The organism is Prevotella sp. tc2-28 (genome assembly GCF_900107705.1).
Taxonomy (GTDB): domain Bacteria; phylum Bacteroidota; class Bacteroidia; order Bacteroidales; family Bacteroidaceae; genus Prevotella.
Window position 1 is genome coordinate 293864 of the sequence record NZ_FNRE01000001.1, and the last position, 16545, is coordinate 310408.

11 protein-coding genes are annotated in these 16545 nt (G+C 46.9%); 5 read left to right on the forward strand and 6 right to left on the reverse strand.

Annotated elements, in window-relative coordinates; translation table 11 throughout:
• Positions 1-27: 27 nt before the first annotated feature.
• The 3 genes from BLU47_RS01150 to BLU47_RS01160 are packed head-to-tail and all read right to left on the reverse strand — an operon-like array spanning position 28 to position 6055.
• Positions 28-2559 carry a bifunctional UDP-N-acetylmuramoyl-tripeptide:D-alanyl-D-alanine ligase/alanine racemase gene (locus tag BLU47_RS01150; protein ID WP_091957347.1) on the reverse strand — a complete coding sequence of 844 codons (2532 nt, stop codon included), beginning with the start codon at positions 2557-2559 and terminating at the stop codon, positions 28-30.
• The gene (locus tag BLU47_RS01155; RefSeq protein ID WP_091957349.1) at positions 2556-3362 is read right to left on the reverse strand and encodes a GSCFA domain-containing protein; all 807 of its coding nucleotides are present in this window, start codon (positions 3360-3362) and stop codon (positions 2556-2558) included. Before BLU47_RS01155 ends, BLU47_RS01150 begins: the two co-directional genes overlap by 4 nt.
• A gap of 8 nt (positions 3363-3370) precedes the next feature.
• Positions 3371-6055 carry a bifunctional fucokinase/fucose-1-phosphate guanylyltransferase gene (locus tag BLU47_RS01160; RefSeq protein WP_091957504.1) on the reverse strand — a complete coding sequence of 895 codons (2685 nt, stop codon included), beginning with the start codon at positions 6053-6055 and terminating at the stop codon, positions 3371-3373.
• 104 nt (positions 6056-6159) lie between these two features.
• Here BLU47_RS01160 and fucP point away from each other — a divergent pair, with 104 nt between their 5' ends.
• Positions 6160-7521, forward strand: coding sequence for an L-fucose:H+ symporter permease (gene fucP, locus BLU47_RS01165; RefSeq protein WP_091957350.1), 1362 nt, complete (start codon positions 6160-6162; stop codon positions 7519-7521).
• Here fucP and BLU47_RS01170 read toward each other — a convergent pair.
• Positions 7472-9967 (reverse strand): YfhO family protein, encoded by a 2496-nt coding sequence (locus tag BLU47_RS01170; protein WP_091957351.1) that lies wholly within the window; start codon positions 9965-9967, stop codon positions 7472-7474. The two genes, fucP and BLU47_RS01170, sit on opposite strands and share 50 nt — an antisense overlap.
• Positions 9968-10050: 83 nt before the next feature.
• On the opposite strand from BLU47_RS01170, the gene mtnN reads away from it, so the two are divergent.
• From mtnN to BLU47_RS01185, 3 genes are all read left to right on the forward strand, one after another.
• The gene (gene mtnN, locus BLU47_RS01175) at positions 10051-10695 is read left to right on the forward strand and encodes a 5'-methylthioadenosine/S-adenosylhomocysteine nucleosidase (protein ID WP_091957353.1); all 645 of its coding nucleotides are present in this window, start codon (positions 10051-10053) and stop codon (positions 10693-10695) included.
• A 12-nt stretch (positions 10696-10707) separates the two neighbouring features.
• Positions 10708-11202: an S-ribosylhomocysteine lyase gene (locus tag BLU47_RS01180; protein ID WP_091957355.1), complete on the forward strand. Its 495-nt coding sequence runs from the start codon at positions 10708-10710 to the stop codon at positions 11200-11202.
• 164 nt (positions 11203-11366) lie between these two features.
• A complete protein-coding gene (locus BLU47_RS01185; protein WP_143025417.1) occupies positions 11367-12572 on the forward strand; it encodes a leucine-rich repeat domain-containing protein in 1206 nt (401 codons plus the stop codon).
• A 180-nt stretch (positions 12573-12752) separates the two neighbouring features.
• Here the strand turns inward: BLU47_RS01185 and typA are convergent, their stop codons facing one another.
• Complete coding sequence (typA, locus tag BLU47_RS01190; RefSeq protein ID WP_091957359.1) at positions 12753-14555, reverse strand: translational GTPase TypA; 1803 nt, start codon at positions 14553-14555, stop codon at positions 12753-12755.
• A 182-nt stretch (positions 14556-14737) separates the two neighbouring features.
• On the opposite strand from typA, the gene rpsO reads away from it, so the two are divergent.
• Positions 14738-15007, forward strand: coding sequence for a 30S ribosomal protein S15 (gene rpsO / locus BLU47_RS01195; protein ID WP_091957361.1), 270 nt, complete (start codon positions 14738-14740; stop codon positions 15005-15007).
• A gap of 52 nt (positions 15008-15059) precedes the next feature.
• Here the strand turns inward: rpsO and BLU47_RS01200 are convergent, their stop codons facing one another.
• A complete protein-coding gene (locus tag BLU47_RS01200; RefSeq protein ID WP_091957363.1) occupies positions 15060-16526 on the reverse strand; it encodes a glycoside hydrolase family 28 protein in 1467 nt (488 codons plus the stop codon).
• Positions 16527-16545 lie beyond the last annotated feature (19 nt).

A 16545-nucleotide genomic window follows, 5' to 3' on the forward strand; every position in this document is an offset into this window, starting at 1 on the left:
AATAAATATTTTATAATTGACAAAGAATTAATCTTGGAAATATACTTTTTTGACACGACCACTGACGCCTGTCAGCACCTCATAAGGAATGGTCTGCAATACCTCACTGAGCACATTGGCAGGCAGGTGCTCGCCAAAAATTTCCACGCCGTCGCCCTCTTGACAGGGAATATCAGTAACATCAATCATGGCGACATCCATACAAATATTGCCCACATAGGGAGCCTTCTGACCATTGACAAGACAATAGCCTGCTCCACGTCCAAGATGACGGGAGAGTCCATCAGCATAGCCGATAGGAATAGCAGCTATCACGGAATCACGCTTCAAGATACCCTTGCGGCTATAACCCACCGTCTCATCCTTGGGCACCTGTCGGAGTTGCAGAATGGTGGTCTTGAGTGTGCTGACAGGCTGAAGGGAACCAGCTTGTTTAGATGAATTAGTCAAACTTGCATCCATAGGGTCATAACCATACAAGCCTAGACCAAGTCGGCACATATCCAAGTGCCGCTCCGGGAAGTGAACGATTCCGGCAGAGTTACAAATATGGCGAAGTATCTTATGTTTAAAGGCTGCCTGCAACTGAGTACTAGCTTTATCAAACTTACGGAACTGCTCAGCAGAGAAGCGGTCGAAGTCTTCGCTATCGGAACCAACGAAGTGACTGAACACTGAACGCGGGATGACAGCGTTCTGATGATGCAAGCGGTCAATAAGGCGCTCCATGTCTTTTTCTGGATCAAAGCCAAGACGATGCATGCCCGTATCAAGCTTTATATGTACAGGCCATCCTGTGATACCCTGTTTCTCCGCAGCTTGAATAAGTGCTTCCAACAGCCGGAAAGAATAAACCTCTGGCTCCAAATCATAGTCGAACATCGCCTTGAAAGCCGTCATCTCTGGATTCATTATCATGATATTCTGGGTGATACCATGGCGACGCAACGTTACGCCCTCGTCAGCAACGGCAACAGCCAGATAATCTACACGATGGTCTTGCAACGTCTTGGCCACTTCCACAGCTCCAGCTCCATAGGCATCGGCCTTCACCATGCAAACCAGCTTTGTTTCCGGCTTCATGAAAGAGCGATAGTAGTTCAGGTTGTTGACCAATGCGTTCAAGTTGACTTCCAGAATCGTTTCATGCACTTTCTGCTCCAAGCGTTCTGTGATGCGGTCGAATCCGAAAGGACGGGCTCCCTTGATCAATACCACCTCATCATGCAGCATGCGGAAGACATCGCTGCGCAGAAATTCCTCTGTTGTGGCGAAGAAATACTTCTCATCAACGGAGAAAGCAGCCCGTTGGGAAGTGATGTGCGGTCCGATTCCAATAAGTTTGTTAATGCCACGTTTCTGACAGAGATTGCTAACCTCTCGATAGAGGTCGACAGGCGTCATCCCACTTTGAAAAATGTCACTGAGAATAAGTGTCTGTCTCACTTTCCCAGTGAGCATCGACTCCTTGGCTGATGTACGCCTTGACATAAAGTCGAGCGCTATTGCCAATGAATTGATATCCGAATTATAAGAGTCGTTAATCAATAGACAGCCACGCTGTCCTTCCTTAACCTCCAGACGCATGGCTATCGGCTCAAGTATTGCCATCCGTTCGGCTAACTGTTCTGGTAGGACACCAAGATAAAGGGCAATGGCTGCACATGCAAACGAGCATTGTAGAGAAGCCTCATCGAAGAAAGGAAGGTCGTAACTTCCTCGCGAACCTTTATATATATAGGATACTGTCGTCAAACCAGTATGGCTAGTACCACTATCTTGACTCGTCACATCAGCAATATAAAGTGTAGCCGATGGATTCTCACGACTCCACCCTATCTTCTCCCCGTGATAGCCACTGCGACGTATACAACGGCTGACAACATCGTCGTCAGAATTGTAGGCAATGACTTTGGCACCATGAAAGAGGTGCAGTTTCTCATTACATTTCTCCTCCAAAGAACGGAAATTCTCCTGATGAGCCGCACCCAGAGAGGTCAGCACACCGATGGTAGGCTGTATGATATCATGAAGAGCCTCCATCTCACCGGGTTCGCTGATACCTGCTTCAAAAAGGCCTACCTGCGTCTGCTCGTTAAGTAACCAGACACTCAGCGGAACACCTATTTGCGAGTTATAGCTCTTGGGGGAACGGGTAACTGCCATCTGAGGAGAAAGCAACTGGTAAAGCCATTCCTTGACCATCGTCTTGCCATTTGAGCCCGTAATGCCAACTATTGGACAGTCGAACTCGTCACGATGACGCTCTGCCAGTCGCTGCAAGGCTGCCAGCGGAGAAGGGACAATCAGGAAGTTGGCATCAACGTACTGCCCGTCAGTAGGCACATTATTAACAACAAAGTTGCGAACACCTCGACGATAGAGTTCACTGATATAGTGATGACCATCGTTGCGCGAAGATTTCAAGGCAAAAAACAGGGTTTCTTCAGGGAAACAAAGTGAACGACTGTCCGTCAACAGCCATCCAATCATAGCATCAGCCGTACCGATGCGACGAGCTCCTATGAGCGTCGTAATTTTTTCTATGGTGTAATTCATAATGCAAAGTTACTGTATTTTTTGCGCAACTCGGATAGTTTTAACATAGTTTTATCCTTAAATTCTTTATAGGCTGGTGCCTCAGGATTAAAAGGCCTATGATGAAGAGCCTGTCGTATAGGGCGCCATTCTTCCAAAAAGGATTTGGCTTCCAAAGAGAAATAGGTTTCGACCAATCGCTCCCATATATAGTCTACAGTCTGCTCAGATGGATGAAGCATATCTGGAGCATAGAACCGATAGTCACGTAGTTCATCCAGAACAATCTCATAGGCGGGAAAATAACAAACATGACCAGTTTGACAATCCTCTAACACCTTATTCACAGCTAAAAGCAACGTAGCTTTAGAGAGTTGACTACCATGATAGCCGTACTTACGATAGCGAATAGGGCTAACTGTTAGGACAACCTGGACATCAGGATTCCTTTGACATAAGATTCCTATGGTTTCTTGCAGATTTTCTGCACACTCATCAGCAGTGAGTTGTTCTTCTTGGAAAAGATGCTGTGGACGTTTTTCGCAGTTGTCCACAATCTCTCCCGTTTCTTTTAGACGGTAGACATGATTAGTACCCAGTGTCAGGAATACAATACGAGGAGCATTTTCATAGCGTGCTATCGTGTGTAAGATGCTGACAGGATTATACATCACGCCATAGGGATTTGCCGTTACCAGGAAACCATTGTCCCGGAAATGTCTACTTATCTCGTCAGCAAAACACGAGCCTACGAAAAGTATCTCTTCACATGGCTTAATCTGAAAGCCGGGCTTTTCAATATCAACAATCGTCCTGAAATCCACAACACTTATTAGCTACGTGAAACTTGCAGTCCTGTTTTCGACAAAGTCATGTCGACAAAACGGGCATTAGCATTGGGCTGACGGGCATTAAGTACCTGCTTAATTCGTGCTGCCGCCTCGGGGTCTTTGGCAACCATATACAGATAGCCACCGCCTCCGGCTCCAGGCAATTTATACCCTAGACAGAGGTCATCGACAAGGTTGGTAATACTACGTACACTGTCAGGATTAGTACCACTATCTATACGTTGGTTCTGTGCCCACGTCTTACGGATAAGTTGTCCTACAGCCATAAAGTCCTGTCGTTGAAGGGCTTCGTACATATCGACAGAATGTGCTTTCATCTCACGAAGTTGAAGCAGTTGCTGACGATGATTGACGAACATTCGGCGAACTATTTCTGCCAATATTTTCTTGGCAGTACGTGTGATACCCGTATAATAAAGCAGATGACACTGGGCATATTCGGGCTGAGTAAAAACGGCATCAGGCAACCACCTTACCCTCGGATTCTGGTCGAAACCTCGCTGGGTATCTAAAAGTTTAACTCCTCCCAATACGCCTCCAAACTGATCCTGCCAACCGCCTCCAGTGGTCAATAATTGCTCTAGAACCAGCGTACGACGACCTATTTCGTTCTTATCCCATGCTAACGAGCAGAAATCACTAACTGCCCCTAGAACCGTGGAAGCCAAGATTGAACTGGTTCCCAAACCACTGCCTGCAGGGATGGCGGACAACAATGTCAGTTCGATACCACAGCCGAAAGCTTCCAACTGAGCCCGAAGGGAAGGAAAGGTTTCTTGCGAGAATCCCGGCAAGAATCCAGCCAAGACCAAAGCCGCCTTGGGGATTGAGAATGGTGAGCCTACTTGATTATAGGCGGCCAGCTGCTCATAAGTTTCGACGACCTCCATGGCACCAAGGTCAATACTTCTCAGGACGATATGTGGTTCACGGCAAGGCTTAACATAAGTCTGTAGTGGAGGTTGACCATTGAGTTCGATGGCGATATTCACTACCGATCCACCTTCCATCAGGCAATACGGTGGAGTATCTGTCCACCCACCAGCCAAATCTATGCGGACTGGAGAGCGTCCCCACACAATCTGGTCGGGGTACACTGAGAGGCGGGGCGACTGTTTTTCCGTCAGCACACCAGCTGTCAGTCCTTCACGTAACAAAGAAAATGCCTCTTCGCTTTCGCCACGGAACATGGCATCATGAATACGCGTCATTAAGGGGGCATCTGCAGACAAGGGCTCGGGCAAGGGCAACTTCATGGTATCAAACTCTCGAGCAGCATCGTCCAAGTCGAGTTGATAAAACACACTATGTTGCCAGTTACGGGCTAATGCCGGCCAGTTGAGACTGCGAAACAGGCGACGTTGCTCAAAGAGACGACGCAGATTAGCCACATTGGAGATGTCCTCAGCAGAAAGATATGTGCTAGCATGTCTATCTAGTCCTGCCAGTCCTACTTGTTCGACTAATTCTACTAGTTTATTCAAGGATTCCACGACAGGAAATCGTTTCTCTTGCTGAGCTGCTCCGGCAAACTTCTCATTGATGTCATAGAGGCGAACACAGTATTGGGTATCTCCAATTGGGATGATATCCACACACTGTCCTGGTTCCAAATGAATTGTCCAATCATTCTGCGGTACTCCAGTCACGATATGGTCATGTGTCAGTGTCCAATGCGGTCCGATACAGCTATTTTCAATCCAGATGTTCCGGTTTTGTTCGGTGAATGGATAACGGGTAACTGCATTTTGCGTAAAGATGCTAGGATGAGGCTTACGGTCATGATGCATAATGTCACGCTGGTCGTTAACGATATTCTGGATAGCGACTGTAGATGATATCATTTCACCAGACGTACCAAAATGGTAGAACTCACCGCCTGCCAAAGGTACGATGGCCACTGAAAGTTCATGTAATTCAGGGTCATCTATCGTAGGATTGGTACCAAGAGTACACCCGAACTCGCTATAGAGATCATACTCCTTGAGACTTGAAGCACCAGTAAAACCAGCTGAACCTGAAGCTAAGCTGCGCTTCATCAGCAGTTTAACAGCTCGGTCACTCAAAAGCCAAATACCGATATCTGTCAAATAGAAATGATCCTTCAGAAGTTCCGACAACTGTTCCGTGTTGGGTTTTTGGAGCATCATTTTCAACACGTTGGGTGTTCGTCGATCACTAACAAAAACGCCGTGGTCCTTGGCAATAGAAGCATCAAGCCACAGCCCATAGCATACCACATCAGCATCGGGAATCGGTCCAATACGTTCTGCGGCACGGATGTAGACATCACCACTAACAATCATTGTGGTAAGCCGTTGGGGAGCCTGTTCCATCATCCGCTCATATAGTGGCAACTGCAAGTCAAGCAGTGACTGCGACAAACGTTGTCCTCGCTCCCAACGGAACACAGGTATCGGAGTTAGAATCTTTCCACTGGGTGCATATGCAGGAAGTCTACGACTTTGTCCTCCGGCATGGAGCACGATACACCGTTCACCTTTCAGCCACTCATGAGCCTGTTGGAGCAACCACGTCGTTCCTCCTCCCGAGCCCAGCTTATGGCCGACGGGGTCGTTGGTACAGAAAAACTCGTCACGGGAAAGGCCCGTCACTTCATGAAAGCATCCCACCAGATTCGGTGGTAAAGACAGCAGTTTTTTCATCATCATCTCAGCTTAATGGTGCAAAGATAATAATAAAAAAAGAATAAAGAACGATGATTTCAGATTTATTTCGTATATTTGCACAATGAACTAGCATATAAACTATGGAAAAAACAAATAACAGCCTGCTGTCCCAGCTATTTGACACCAAGAATCTATCTGCTTTGATTCTGCTTACAGCATGCTTTGCTCTCTGGGGGTTTGCCAACAACGTGACCACTCCGATGGTCAACCTCTTCTCACGAGTGTTCCGCATTAATAATTTCGAAGCGTCACTAGTTCCGGTAGCATTCAACCTTGGCTATTTCTGCATGGCTTTCCCTGCAGCTTTGTTTATTCAAAGGCTCAACTATAAATGGGGTGTTGTTGCCGGATTAGGACTCTATGCCCTAGGCACTTTGCTATTCTTCCCAGCTCGATGGATAGGTGATTTCTATCCTTTTCTGGGTGCTTATTTTACCCTAACCTGTGGATTGTCTTTCCTAGAAACAAGCTGTAATCCTTACATATACAGTCTAGGAGATCCAAAAACTGCCATCCAACGTTTGAACGGAGCTCAGGCTTTCAATGCACTTGGATCGGTTATCGGTATACTCTTTGCCATAGAGGTGCAGTCACGACTCAGTCAACTTAGCATGGAAATACGCCAAATACTTCCACTGAAACAGTTTAACATTCTTAAGGACCATGACCTTAGCGTTCTGATACAGCCTTATATCTTTATCGGAGCCGTCGTTTTGCTGATTATGGTTGTGATTATTCTGAAGAAGATGCCTACAGATACCGACATAACAACTACCAAGAAAGCTACGACAACCCTTCGCAACCTGTTGTGTCGCCGTAGTTTTCGCGACGGTGTGGTAGCTCAATTCTGTTATATTGGTGCACAAGTAGCCTGTTGGTCATATATCATCCAATACGGGGCGCGTATATTTATCGAAGAAGGGATGACCGAAGGTGAAGCAGGAATCTTAGCACAGAAATACAATATTGCTGCCATGATACTTTTTGCCTGCAGCCGTTTCATCTGTACTTGGCTGATGCGTTGGTTCAGTCCATCACGAATGCTTTCGACCATGGGTATCATTGCCATGTCAGCCTTAATAGGCACCATTATCTTCACTGACCGCAACGGCCTTTACTGCCTAGTTCTAGTCAGTGGCTGCCTGTCGCTGATGTTCCCTACCATCTTCGGACTCGCGCTGACGGGGGTTGGCGAGGATATCAAAATTGCTAGTGCAGGTCTGATTATGGCCATCCTCGGAGGTTCGTTCTTTCCTCCTATTCAAGCCATCATCATCGATAGCGGCATTACAATATGCGGACTCCCTAGCACCAACATATCATTTATTGTCCCACTTGCCTGTATGAGTCTTGTTGTGCTATACGGACACACTTCTTACGTGCGGAACCATATCAGGCCTGACGACGTCGACGATAAGTTGTCCACCCAAGCCAAAGAATAAGCAACAACAGGACGACATAAGAGATATAGGCTATCGTCTCCGTATGATCAATGCTCTTAGGGAAGAAACTCAGTACTACTTCATGTTTACCGGGTTTCACCTGAAGCGCACGTAGCACGTAGTTGACACGGCCTAACGCCTGCTCTACCCCATCAACAGTAGCTGTCCATCCAGGATAGTAGATTTCAGAGAAGACAACAATACCTCCCTTGGTACTCTCCACCTCATAAGTCAGTTGGTTTGGCTCGTACGTCTTGATGCGTACAAAACTCAGACTTACCGTATCTTGCGGCACACTCTCACCTAACTGCTCCTTAAATTTCTGATCAGCCACAGCCTCATGGCGCAGGTCAAGGCTGCCAATAGCATCCAATTCCTCATTGGCGTTTGCCACATATCTGACATGATTAACAAACCATGCGTTTCCATAAGTATAAGGATTCTCCAAGGGGACACTTTGTCCACCCTGCAACGGTAGGATAAAATACTTGGTGTTCAACATATTCAGTACAGGATAGACGCTATCTCCCTTCACCTGTGTCATATCGCCACCAGCCTTGCTGATAGCACTTATCACACCACTCATCTCCTTTTGGATATAAGCATCCACCAACTCCTGATAACGGCGTAACTTGGCGGCATGGTAGCCACCAATGCTCTTTAGGTAAAAAGAGGTTTCATTTTCATTGAAGGTGGACGTTGCCAAATTCAGTACACGGAAATCTAGCGACTTGTCTTGCAAGATATGGTCAATTGCCTGTGTCTTGGTAACAGGTTCTTCACGCACCGTAGCTGGCACAAACATTGAGTCGTTAAGATAACGTTTGTTGACCTGCCACATGTCGAATAGGCACAATACCACCAGGGCTGCGGTCATCCACTCCACACGCATTTTGCGGTACTTATAGAGCAATAGGCAAGCTGTTCCGATAACGATAATCCAGAACGATCGCCAGCAGTCGGCAGTGAATACAGCCACACGCATCTCTGTAAGATTCTGCATCAAGGGTACTGCCTGATCAGCAGGGATCTGAGCCATTGCCTGCAACTCACTGACACTGATAAAATCTGGGAAGAACACTTTAGGCATCAATGCGAAGAGCAGAGCCACACCACCCGTCAAGGCGAATGAGACGTACAGCCACTTAGCTTTCTTCTTCAGTAATTCGGGTTCATCAACGATTTTCTTCAGGGCCAACATCGCGAGCAAGGGGATTGTAAACTCCGCAATGACCAGAATAGAGGCCACTGTGCGGAACTTGGCGTACATCGGCACATAGTCAAGGAAAAAGTCGGTAAATGGCATAAAGTTACGTCCCCACGACAGGAGTATCGAAAGGATCGTCGCTGTCAGCAAAGCCCATTTCATCGGTCCTTTCACGATAAACAAGCCAAGCACAAAAAGCATCAGCACGAATGCACCGACATAGACTGGACCTGCCGTCATAGGTTGGTTGCCCCAATACTGTCCCAGTTGCTGATAAATACCCAGATAATAATTATCTGCATGCTGCATGGCTATCTTGCTGTCCGACAAGGGGACACTGGCACCGCCCTTCGTATTAGGAACCAGCAGCGTCCATGTCTCGTCAATACCATAGCTCCACTGAGTGATATAGTCTCGATCCAAACCACTACTGGTCTGGTTGCTTGCATTCTTCTTGACAAGCTCACTGGCACTACGCATGGATTCCTTGCTGTACTGCCAAGTATGATAGAGGTTCGAGATGTTCAGACAAATGGCAATCAAAGCTGCCACCACACACACCGCGGTTGCCTTCAGCAGATGACGATAGTTCTTTTGGCGGATTCCTTCTATCATGTATGCAATGACCATGGCTGCAATGACGAACAGGTAATAATAGGTCATCTGCACATGATTAGCTTTAATCTCAAAGGCTGCGAAGATGGTTGTCACAACAAGTCCCCACAGGTATTTCCCCCTGTAGGCCAACACGATACCCGCTATCATCGGAGGCAGATAGGCCAAGGCCATCACCTTCCAGATATGTCCTGCAGCAATGATAATGAAGAAATAACTGCTAAACGCCCAGATAATTGCACCAAGTGTCGCCAAATACCAGCGGAAGTCGAAGGCACGCAGCAGAATATAGAAGCCCAACAGATAGACAAACACATACCATACATTCTCCGGTAACCAAAGGTGATAGGCATCGGTAACCTTGTTAAGTGTAGTCATACTACGATAGGAAGGAGCCGTCTGATAGGTGGGCATACCACCAAACAGGGCATTTGTCCAGCGAGTTACTTCACCGGTACGCTCCTGATACTCATGGGCTTCCTGGCCTGCTCCCCTGACTGCCGATGAGTCATGACGATACAAGATGCGTCCCTCGATGTCAGCAGGGAAGAAATAAGCAAACGATATACCAACAAACAAGATTACAACCAGCACTTCTGGCAGCCACTGTTTCAAACTTTTCATACCTTATTTTATTTATTTGGCTGCAAAGTTACGAAATTTCACAATTATTTCTTAATTTTGCAGCCAAAAATTCAGCAAGCACAATGAAAATAGGTATTATCGTAGCAATGGACAAGGAGTTACAGCAACTGCAGCAACTCTTCAGCGACAGCAATGTCATGGTACGCAAATGTGGCATCGGGAAGGTGAATGCTGCCCTCGGTGCACAACAGATGATTAACGAGTTCCACCCCGACTGTATTATTAGTAGCGGGTGTGCAGGAGGAAACGGCGACGACATCAAGATACAAGACATCATCGTCAGCACCGAACTCTGCTATCACGATGTCTATTGTGGAACAGCCATTGATGACACCACCCAATACGGACAAGTTCAGGGACTGCCCGCACGCTATCAGGCTGATCATCAGCTTTTGGAGAAAGCCAAGGAATTAAACTGCGGTGTGAAGGTACATCCAGGACTGATTGTCACCGGTGACTGGTTTGTGGACACAAAGGAGAAGATGCGTAGTATCATCGACTTGTTCCCCGAGGCCAAGGCTGTCGACATGGAGTCATGTGCCATTGCCCAGACCTGCTATATAAATAAGGTACCGTTTATTTCTTTCCGCGTTGTCAGCGATATGCCGCTGTACGACACGGATGCCTCTCAGTACCATGATTTCTGGGCGACTGTTGCCGAGCACTCCTTCCAAGTGACCAAGACATTTGTTGAAAGTATCATCTAAACACCAAAGTTTATGGAAGTCATACAGAGTTTCACCATTGACCATACCCATCTAAAGCCGGGTATCTACGTATCCCGCGTAGACAAAGGATTCACCACATTCGACCTGCGTATCACCGAACCCAACAAAGAACCTGCCGTCGCTCCTGCTGCAATGCATAGCATAGAACATCTTATGGCTACATGGTTCCGCAACAGCAAAGTCAAAGATGATGTGGTATATGTGGGTCCTATGGGCTGCCTCACAGGTATGTACATCATCATGACAGGGCAATACTCCGTTGAAGATATGCGCCGCCTGACCATTGAGTGTCTCCAATGGATACTCACACAGACACAAGTGCCTGCCACCGAGCCACAAACCTGTGGCAACTATTTGCTACACGACCTGCCGATGTGCAAATGGGAGAGCGCCCGCTACCTCGACCGTCTGCAGCACAACTTCCACAGTGAGTACACCAAATTGCAAGTTACGCTCGACGACGGCATGACCTTTGCTGATGCGTGATAATATATACAAACTGATAGGTTTTTACGTTATTTATGTTAATAAACGTTATAAAATAAGGAATACAAAGGGCATTTGCACCTTGTTTTCTAAAAAAGTTGTAACTTTGGCGGAAGATTTTGAGTATCTACATATTTATTAATTAATAAAACATTATTAAAAACATGAAGAAAATCTATGTATTTGCATCTATGATGCTGGCAGTAGCGCTGAACTATTCTTGCGCTAAGATGGATTCACCTGCATTTCCTTCTCAGGACACCCCTACAGAAGAGGCAGAAGGTACTAAGTATCTGATTAATGTTGGCGGTGAGACCCATGAAGTTATGCTGATTGGTACATTCAATGCTGAAAAAGGCGCAAAAGTTGACTTCTATTTGGAGGGTGATGCCAACGACTATTATGGCATTGAGATTGATGGTGCAATGACCGCAACTGGCACCGGGGAAAAAGTATTTGCTGAAGGCAAAACTACCACCGGTATTATCAAGGTCTATGGTAACAAGGGACTTACGCACCTGACTGTTACGAATGCTTATCCCACGGAGACCACTTTCAAGAATGAATGGATGGCTACACTTGAGACCCTGCAATTCACCAATCCATTTAGCAAGACGATTGTACTGCCCGAGACAATGACCAAACTGAAAAATCTTTTCATCAGTGATTCGGAAATTACAACCATCGACGTAAGCAAATTCACCACATTAGAGTCTCTTTCAATCTCTTCTTGTAAGAATTTTGCTTCCATTGACGTTACCAATAATAAGAACCTGACGGATCTGAGATTAGTTGGTGACATACAACTGAAGAGCAAACTGAAGAGCATAGATGTAAGTAAGAATACCAAACTCAAGACTCTTTTCGTTAATGATAATGAAATTGAGAAATTGGACGTTACTGCGCTTACAGAACTTACACAGCTTAGAGCAAACGGCAACAAGTTGACGGAAATCGACATCACTAAAAATACGAAACTTAAAAAAGAGTTGTCACTAGACCACAACAAGTTCACTATTGCTACTCTGCCAACTATGCCTGCAGAAATAGAACAATATAATTATGCTCCTCAGGCTGATATGGAGGTTGCTAAGTCATTCAAGGTTGGTGAGACCATCGATTTGACTGCTCAGCTCTATGCACAGGGTGTTGCAAAGAACCAGGCTACCACAGAGTTCAAGTTCTACGCTGATGGGAAACAGTTAGAGAACGGAGTTGACTATGAGAAGACCGAAGACGCTGGTCTCGTTTACAAGTTCTTGAAGAAGAACACCAAGGTTGTCTGCAAGATGACTACTGAGGCTTTCCCCGATTTTAAGGACGAAAATATATTTAAGACCACTGAGTTTGATATTGTAGCTGCCGAGTAAATCAACAACAAATAGTAACAAAAAAAAGTCGCTCCATGTGAGCGACTTTTTTGTTACCTTATCACATAATAAGCAACCCTTAAAAAAAATTAACCTGCCCTTATTGTCAAATAAAGGCAGGTTATTGGAAGATGAGATATCAAGTTAACACAAGTATTTACACCTTCATGAGTTAACTGGTTATTGCTTATTAGCCTTTTTACGCTGGTCGTGGTCGAGGATAGACTTGCGGATACGCATGGACTTGGGGGTAACCTCCACGAGCTCGTCTTCCTTGATATATTCCAAACATTCCTCGAGCGACATGACCACTTTCGGAATGATGCGGGCCTTGTCGTCAGTACCCGAGGCACGGACGTTAGTCAGCTGCTTGGCCTTGCAGACATTGACAACGAGGTCGTTGTCATGTACGTGTTCGCCCACGACCTGTCCCATATAGACATCTTCACCTGGGTCGATGAAGAACTTGCCACGGTCCTGCAACTTATCGATGGCATAAGCAAAGGCATTACCCGTTTCCAAGGCTATCATAGAACCATTCACACGGCGTTCAATCTCGCCCTTATAAGGCTGGTATTCCTTAAAACGGTGAGCCATGATGGCTTCACCCTGACTGGCAGTCAGCACATTGGTACGCAGTCCGATGATACCGCGTGACGGTATGTCAAACTCGATATTCGTGCGTTCTCCCTGACTCTCCATCGAGGTCATCTCGCCCTTACGGCGGGTTACCATATCAATCATCTTCGAGGCAAACTCCTCAGGAACGTTGATGGTCAGTTCCTCAATAGGTTCACACTTCTTGCCGTCAATCTCCTTATAGATAACCTGCGGCTGTCCGACCTGCAGTTCATATCCCTCACGTCGCATGGTTTCGATGAGCACAGAGAGGTGAAGCACGCCACGTCCAGAGACGACCCACCGATCGGTATAGTCTTCAAAGGGTTCCACACGCAAAGCGAGGTTTTTCTCCAGCTCTTTCTCCAAGCGGTCGTTGATATGGCGGGAGGTAACAAACTTACCCTCCTTACCGAAGAAAGGCGAGTCGTTGATAGTGAACAGCATCGACATGGTGGGTTCATCAATGGCAATAGGCGGCAGAGCCTCTGGATTTTCAGCATCGCAGATGGTATCACCAATCTCAAAGTTCTCCAACCCGATAACGGCACAGATATCACCACAGTCGACACTGTCAATGCGCTGGTGACCCATTCCGTCGAAGGTATGCAGTTCCTTGATTTTGGTTTTCTCCATCGAACCATCACGGTGAGCAATGGTCACCAACTGGCCGTCCTTCAACTGTCCACGGTGTACACGTCCGACAGCGATACGTCCGGTGTATGAGCTATAGTCAAGCGAGGTGATCAGCATCTGAGGTGTTCCCTCTAACTGCTTGGGAGCAGGAATCACCTCTAGAATCTTATCCAGCAGATAGGTAATATCAGTAGTGGGCTTGTTATAATCCTCGCTCATCCAACCATTCTTGGCCGAGCCGTAAACAACGGGGAAATCTAACTGATCTTCTGTGGCATTCAGCGAGAACATCAGGTCGAACACCATCTCGTAAACCTCCTCAGGGCGACAGTTAGGCTTGTCCACCTTGTTGACTACCACGATGGGCTTCAGTCCTATCTGCAAAGCTTTCTGCAGTACGAAACGTGTTTGGGGCATCGGACCCTCGAAGGCATCGACCAGCAACAAGCAGCCGTCAGCCATATTGAGCACGCGCTCCACCTCGCCACCGAAGTCAGAGTGACCCGGAGTGTCGATAATATTAATCTTTGTTCCTTTCCAGTTGATACTTACATTCTTGGAAAGAATCGTGATGCCTCGTTCGCGTTCCAAGTCATTGGCATCCAACACTTGGCTCGACAGGTTCTGTCCCTCACGGAACAGGTTTCCGGCCAGCATCATCTTGTCCACGAGCGTTGTTTTGCCGTGGTCTACATGCGCAATAATCGCAATATTCCTAATATCCTGCATAACATTTTACGTAAAATCGGGTGCAAAGGTACTACTTTTTTCAGAAAAACCCAAAAAAGTTTTGGTTTATTGCGTATTTATTCGTACCTTTGCAGCCGCATTTGACGATGTACCCTACCGGGTGATGACGGTGGCAGGCATCCGAAAGATGTGAATATTAACAATTTAAAATCATCAAAACAATGTATTTAGATCAAGCAAAGAAGGCTGAGATTTTCGGCCAGTACGGCAAGGACGCCAAAGACACCGGTTCTGTTGAGAGCCAGGTAGCCCTGTTCACCTATCGTATTCAGCACCTCACCGAGCACCTGAAGAAGAACCACAAGGACTTCGGTACCGCTCGTTCGCTGACCAAGCTCGTAGGTCGCCGTCGTAAACTCCTGAAGTATCTCTACAACAAGGACATCAATCGTTATCGTCAACTGATCAAGGCTCTCGGCCTGCGTAAGTAATCGATACGACACAGCACAAAAATAAAGCCTCCCGATTGGGAGGCTTTATTTTTTATTTCACTACCTTGACCACTACGTTGTTCTTCTTGATGTTCTTACAGTTGGAGAACACGGCGTCCTTCTTTGCCTGAATCATCACATTCTCCAGGGTAATGCCGTCAATAGGCATCTCAGGGAGTCCATTGAACTCCATTGCTCGTCCGGCATCGTTGCAGACAACGTTCTTGATGTTAATGTTGCGGAAGATGGGGGTCTCTTCGTTGACAGGCATCTTCGTCATGTTGTCAGGATTATCGCCATCAGCCAGCATCTCTGCCACCGACTTGCCACCATAGTACATATTAAACGTGATGGCATCCGTCTTGATATCGGTCATCGAGATATTATTGATATTGATATTCTCTACGATACCGCCACGACCACGCGTCGACTTAAAGCGCAGACCAACATCAGTGCCAAGGAACTGACAGTTCTCCACAAGGATATTCTTGACACCACCACTCATCTCCGAACCTACAACAAAGCCTCCGTGTCCGGCAAAAACGGTACAACCGCTGACTACCACATTCTCACAGGGGCGACCACGACGACGACCGTCCTTATCCTTTCCGCTCTTGATGCAGATGCCATCATCGCCCGCATCGAACTTCGAATTGACAATCAGCGCATTACGGCATGACTCCAGGTCGAGGGCATCACCATTCTGCGCATAGGCAGGATTCCGCGCGAGGACATTATCCAATATGATATTCTCGCACATCAGCGGATGAATGTTCCATGCTGGTGAGTTCTGGAAGATGACACCTTCCAGCAGGACATTCTTACAGTTGACCAGTGAAATCATCACAGGACGCAAGAAGCGCTTGATGGCATTCCACTCCTCCTCAGTCTGGGCATTGGGCACATTCATGTTTGCACCTTTCTCACCCTGCACGTAACCTTGGTTAGGAACCCAGTAGCCCTTTTTCATCTCAACGCCTCCAGGACGATTCATGATTTCCTTCCACTGGGCATCAGTCACCTTCGACTTCTTCACAGGGCGCCAGAACTGACCGTTGCCATCAATGACGCCACGACCGGTAATGGCGATGTTCTCTGCACCATTGGCACTCAGCGGCGACTGGCAACGACGCGTGTCCAACCCCTCGAACGAAGTTTTGATGATGGGATAGAGGGTGTCATCACCTGAGAACTGGATGACCGCACCCACTTCCAAGTGAAGGTCGATGTTCGACTTCAACACGATGGGGCCCGTGAACCACACGCCCTGAGGCACGACCAAACGACCGCCGCCCTGTTTGCTGAGGGCATCGATAGCCTTGGCAAAAGCCTCTGTGTTCAGTGTCACACCATCATCAACAGCCCCAAAGTCCCGCAGGTTCACTTGACGGTTAGGAATAACAGGCGCCTTGATCTCAGCCATCTTGAAAGGCAGGTTTGCCGTGAACTTCTTATAAGGATTCTCGGCACTGGCCGTCAAGGAAACAGCCATCAGTAACATACAGATTAGTTTTTTCATACTTGTTTGTCTTGTGTTA

Coding starts and splice junctions, on each gene's coding strand:
- BLU47_RS01150 (WP_091957347.1), bottom strand. CDS start 2,559: ATGAATTACACCATAGAAAAAATTACGACGCTCATAGGAGCTCGTCGC.
- BLU47_RS01160 (WP_091957504.1), bottom strand. CDS start 6,055: ATGAAAAAACTGCTGTCTTTACCACCGAATCTGGTGGGATGCTTTCAT.
- fucP (WP_091957350.1), top strand. CDS start 6,160: ATGGAAAAAACAAATAACAGCCTGCTGTCCCAGCTATTTGACACCAAG.
- BLU47_RS01170 (WP_091957351.1), bottom strand. CDS start 9,967: ATGAAAAGTTTGAAACAGTGGCTGCCAGAAGTGCTGGTTGTAATCTTG.
- mtnN (WP_091957353.1), top strand. CDS start 10,051: ATGAAAATAGGTATTATCGTAGCAATGGACAAGGAGTTACAGCAACTG.
- BLU47_RS01180 (WP_091957355.1), top strand. CDS start 10,708: ATGGAAGTCATACAGAGTTTCACCATTGACCATACCCATCTAAAGCCG.
- BLU47_RS01185 (WP_143025417.1), top strand. CDS start 11,367: ATGAAGAAAATCTATGTATTTGCATCTATGATGCTGGCAGTAGCGCTG.
- typA (WP_091957359.1), bottom strand. CDS start 14,555: ATGCAGGATATTAGGAATATTGCGATTATTGCGCATGTAGACCACGGC.
- rpsO (WP_091957361.1), top strand. CDS start 14,738: ATGTATTTAGATCAAGCAAAGAAGGCTGAGATTTTCGGCCAGTACGGC.
- BLU47_RS01200 (WP_091957363.1), bottom strand. CDS start 16,526: ATGAAAAAACTAATCTGTATGTTACTGATGGCTGTTTCCTTGACGGCC.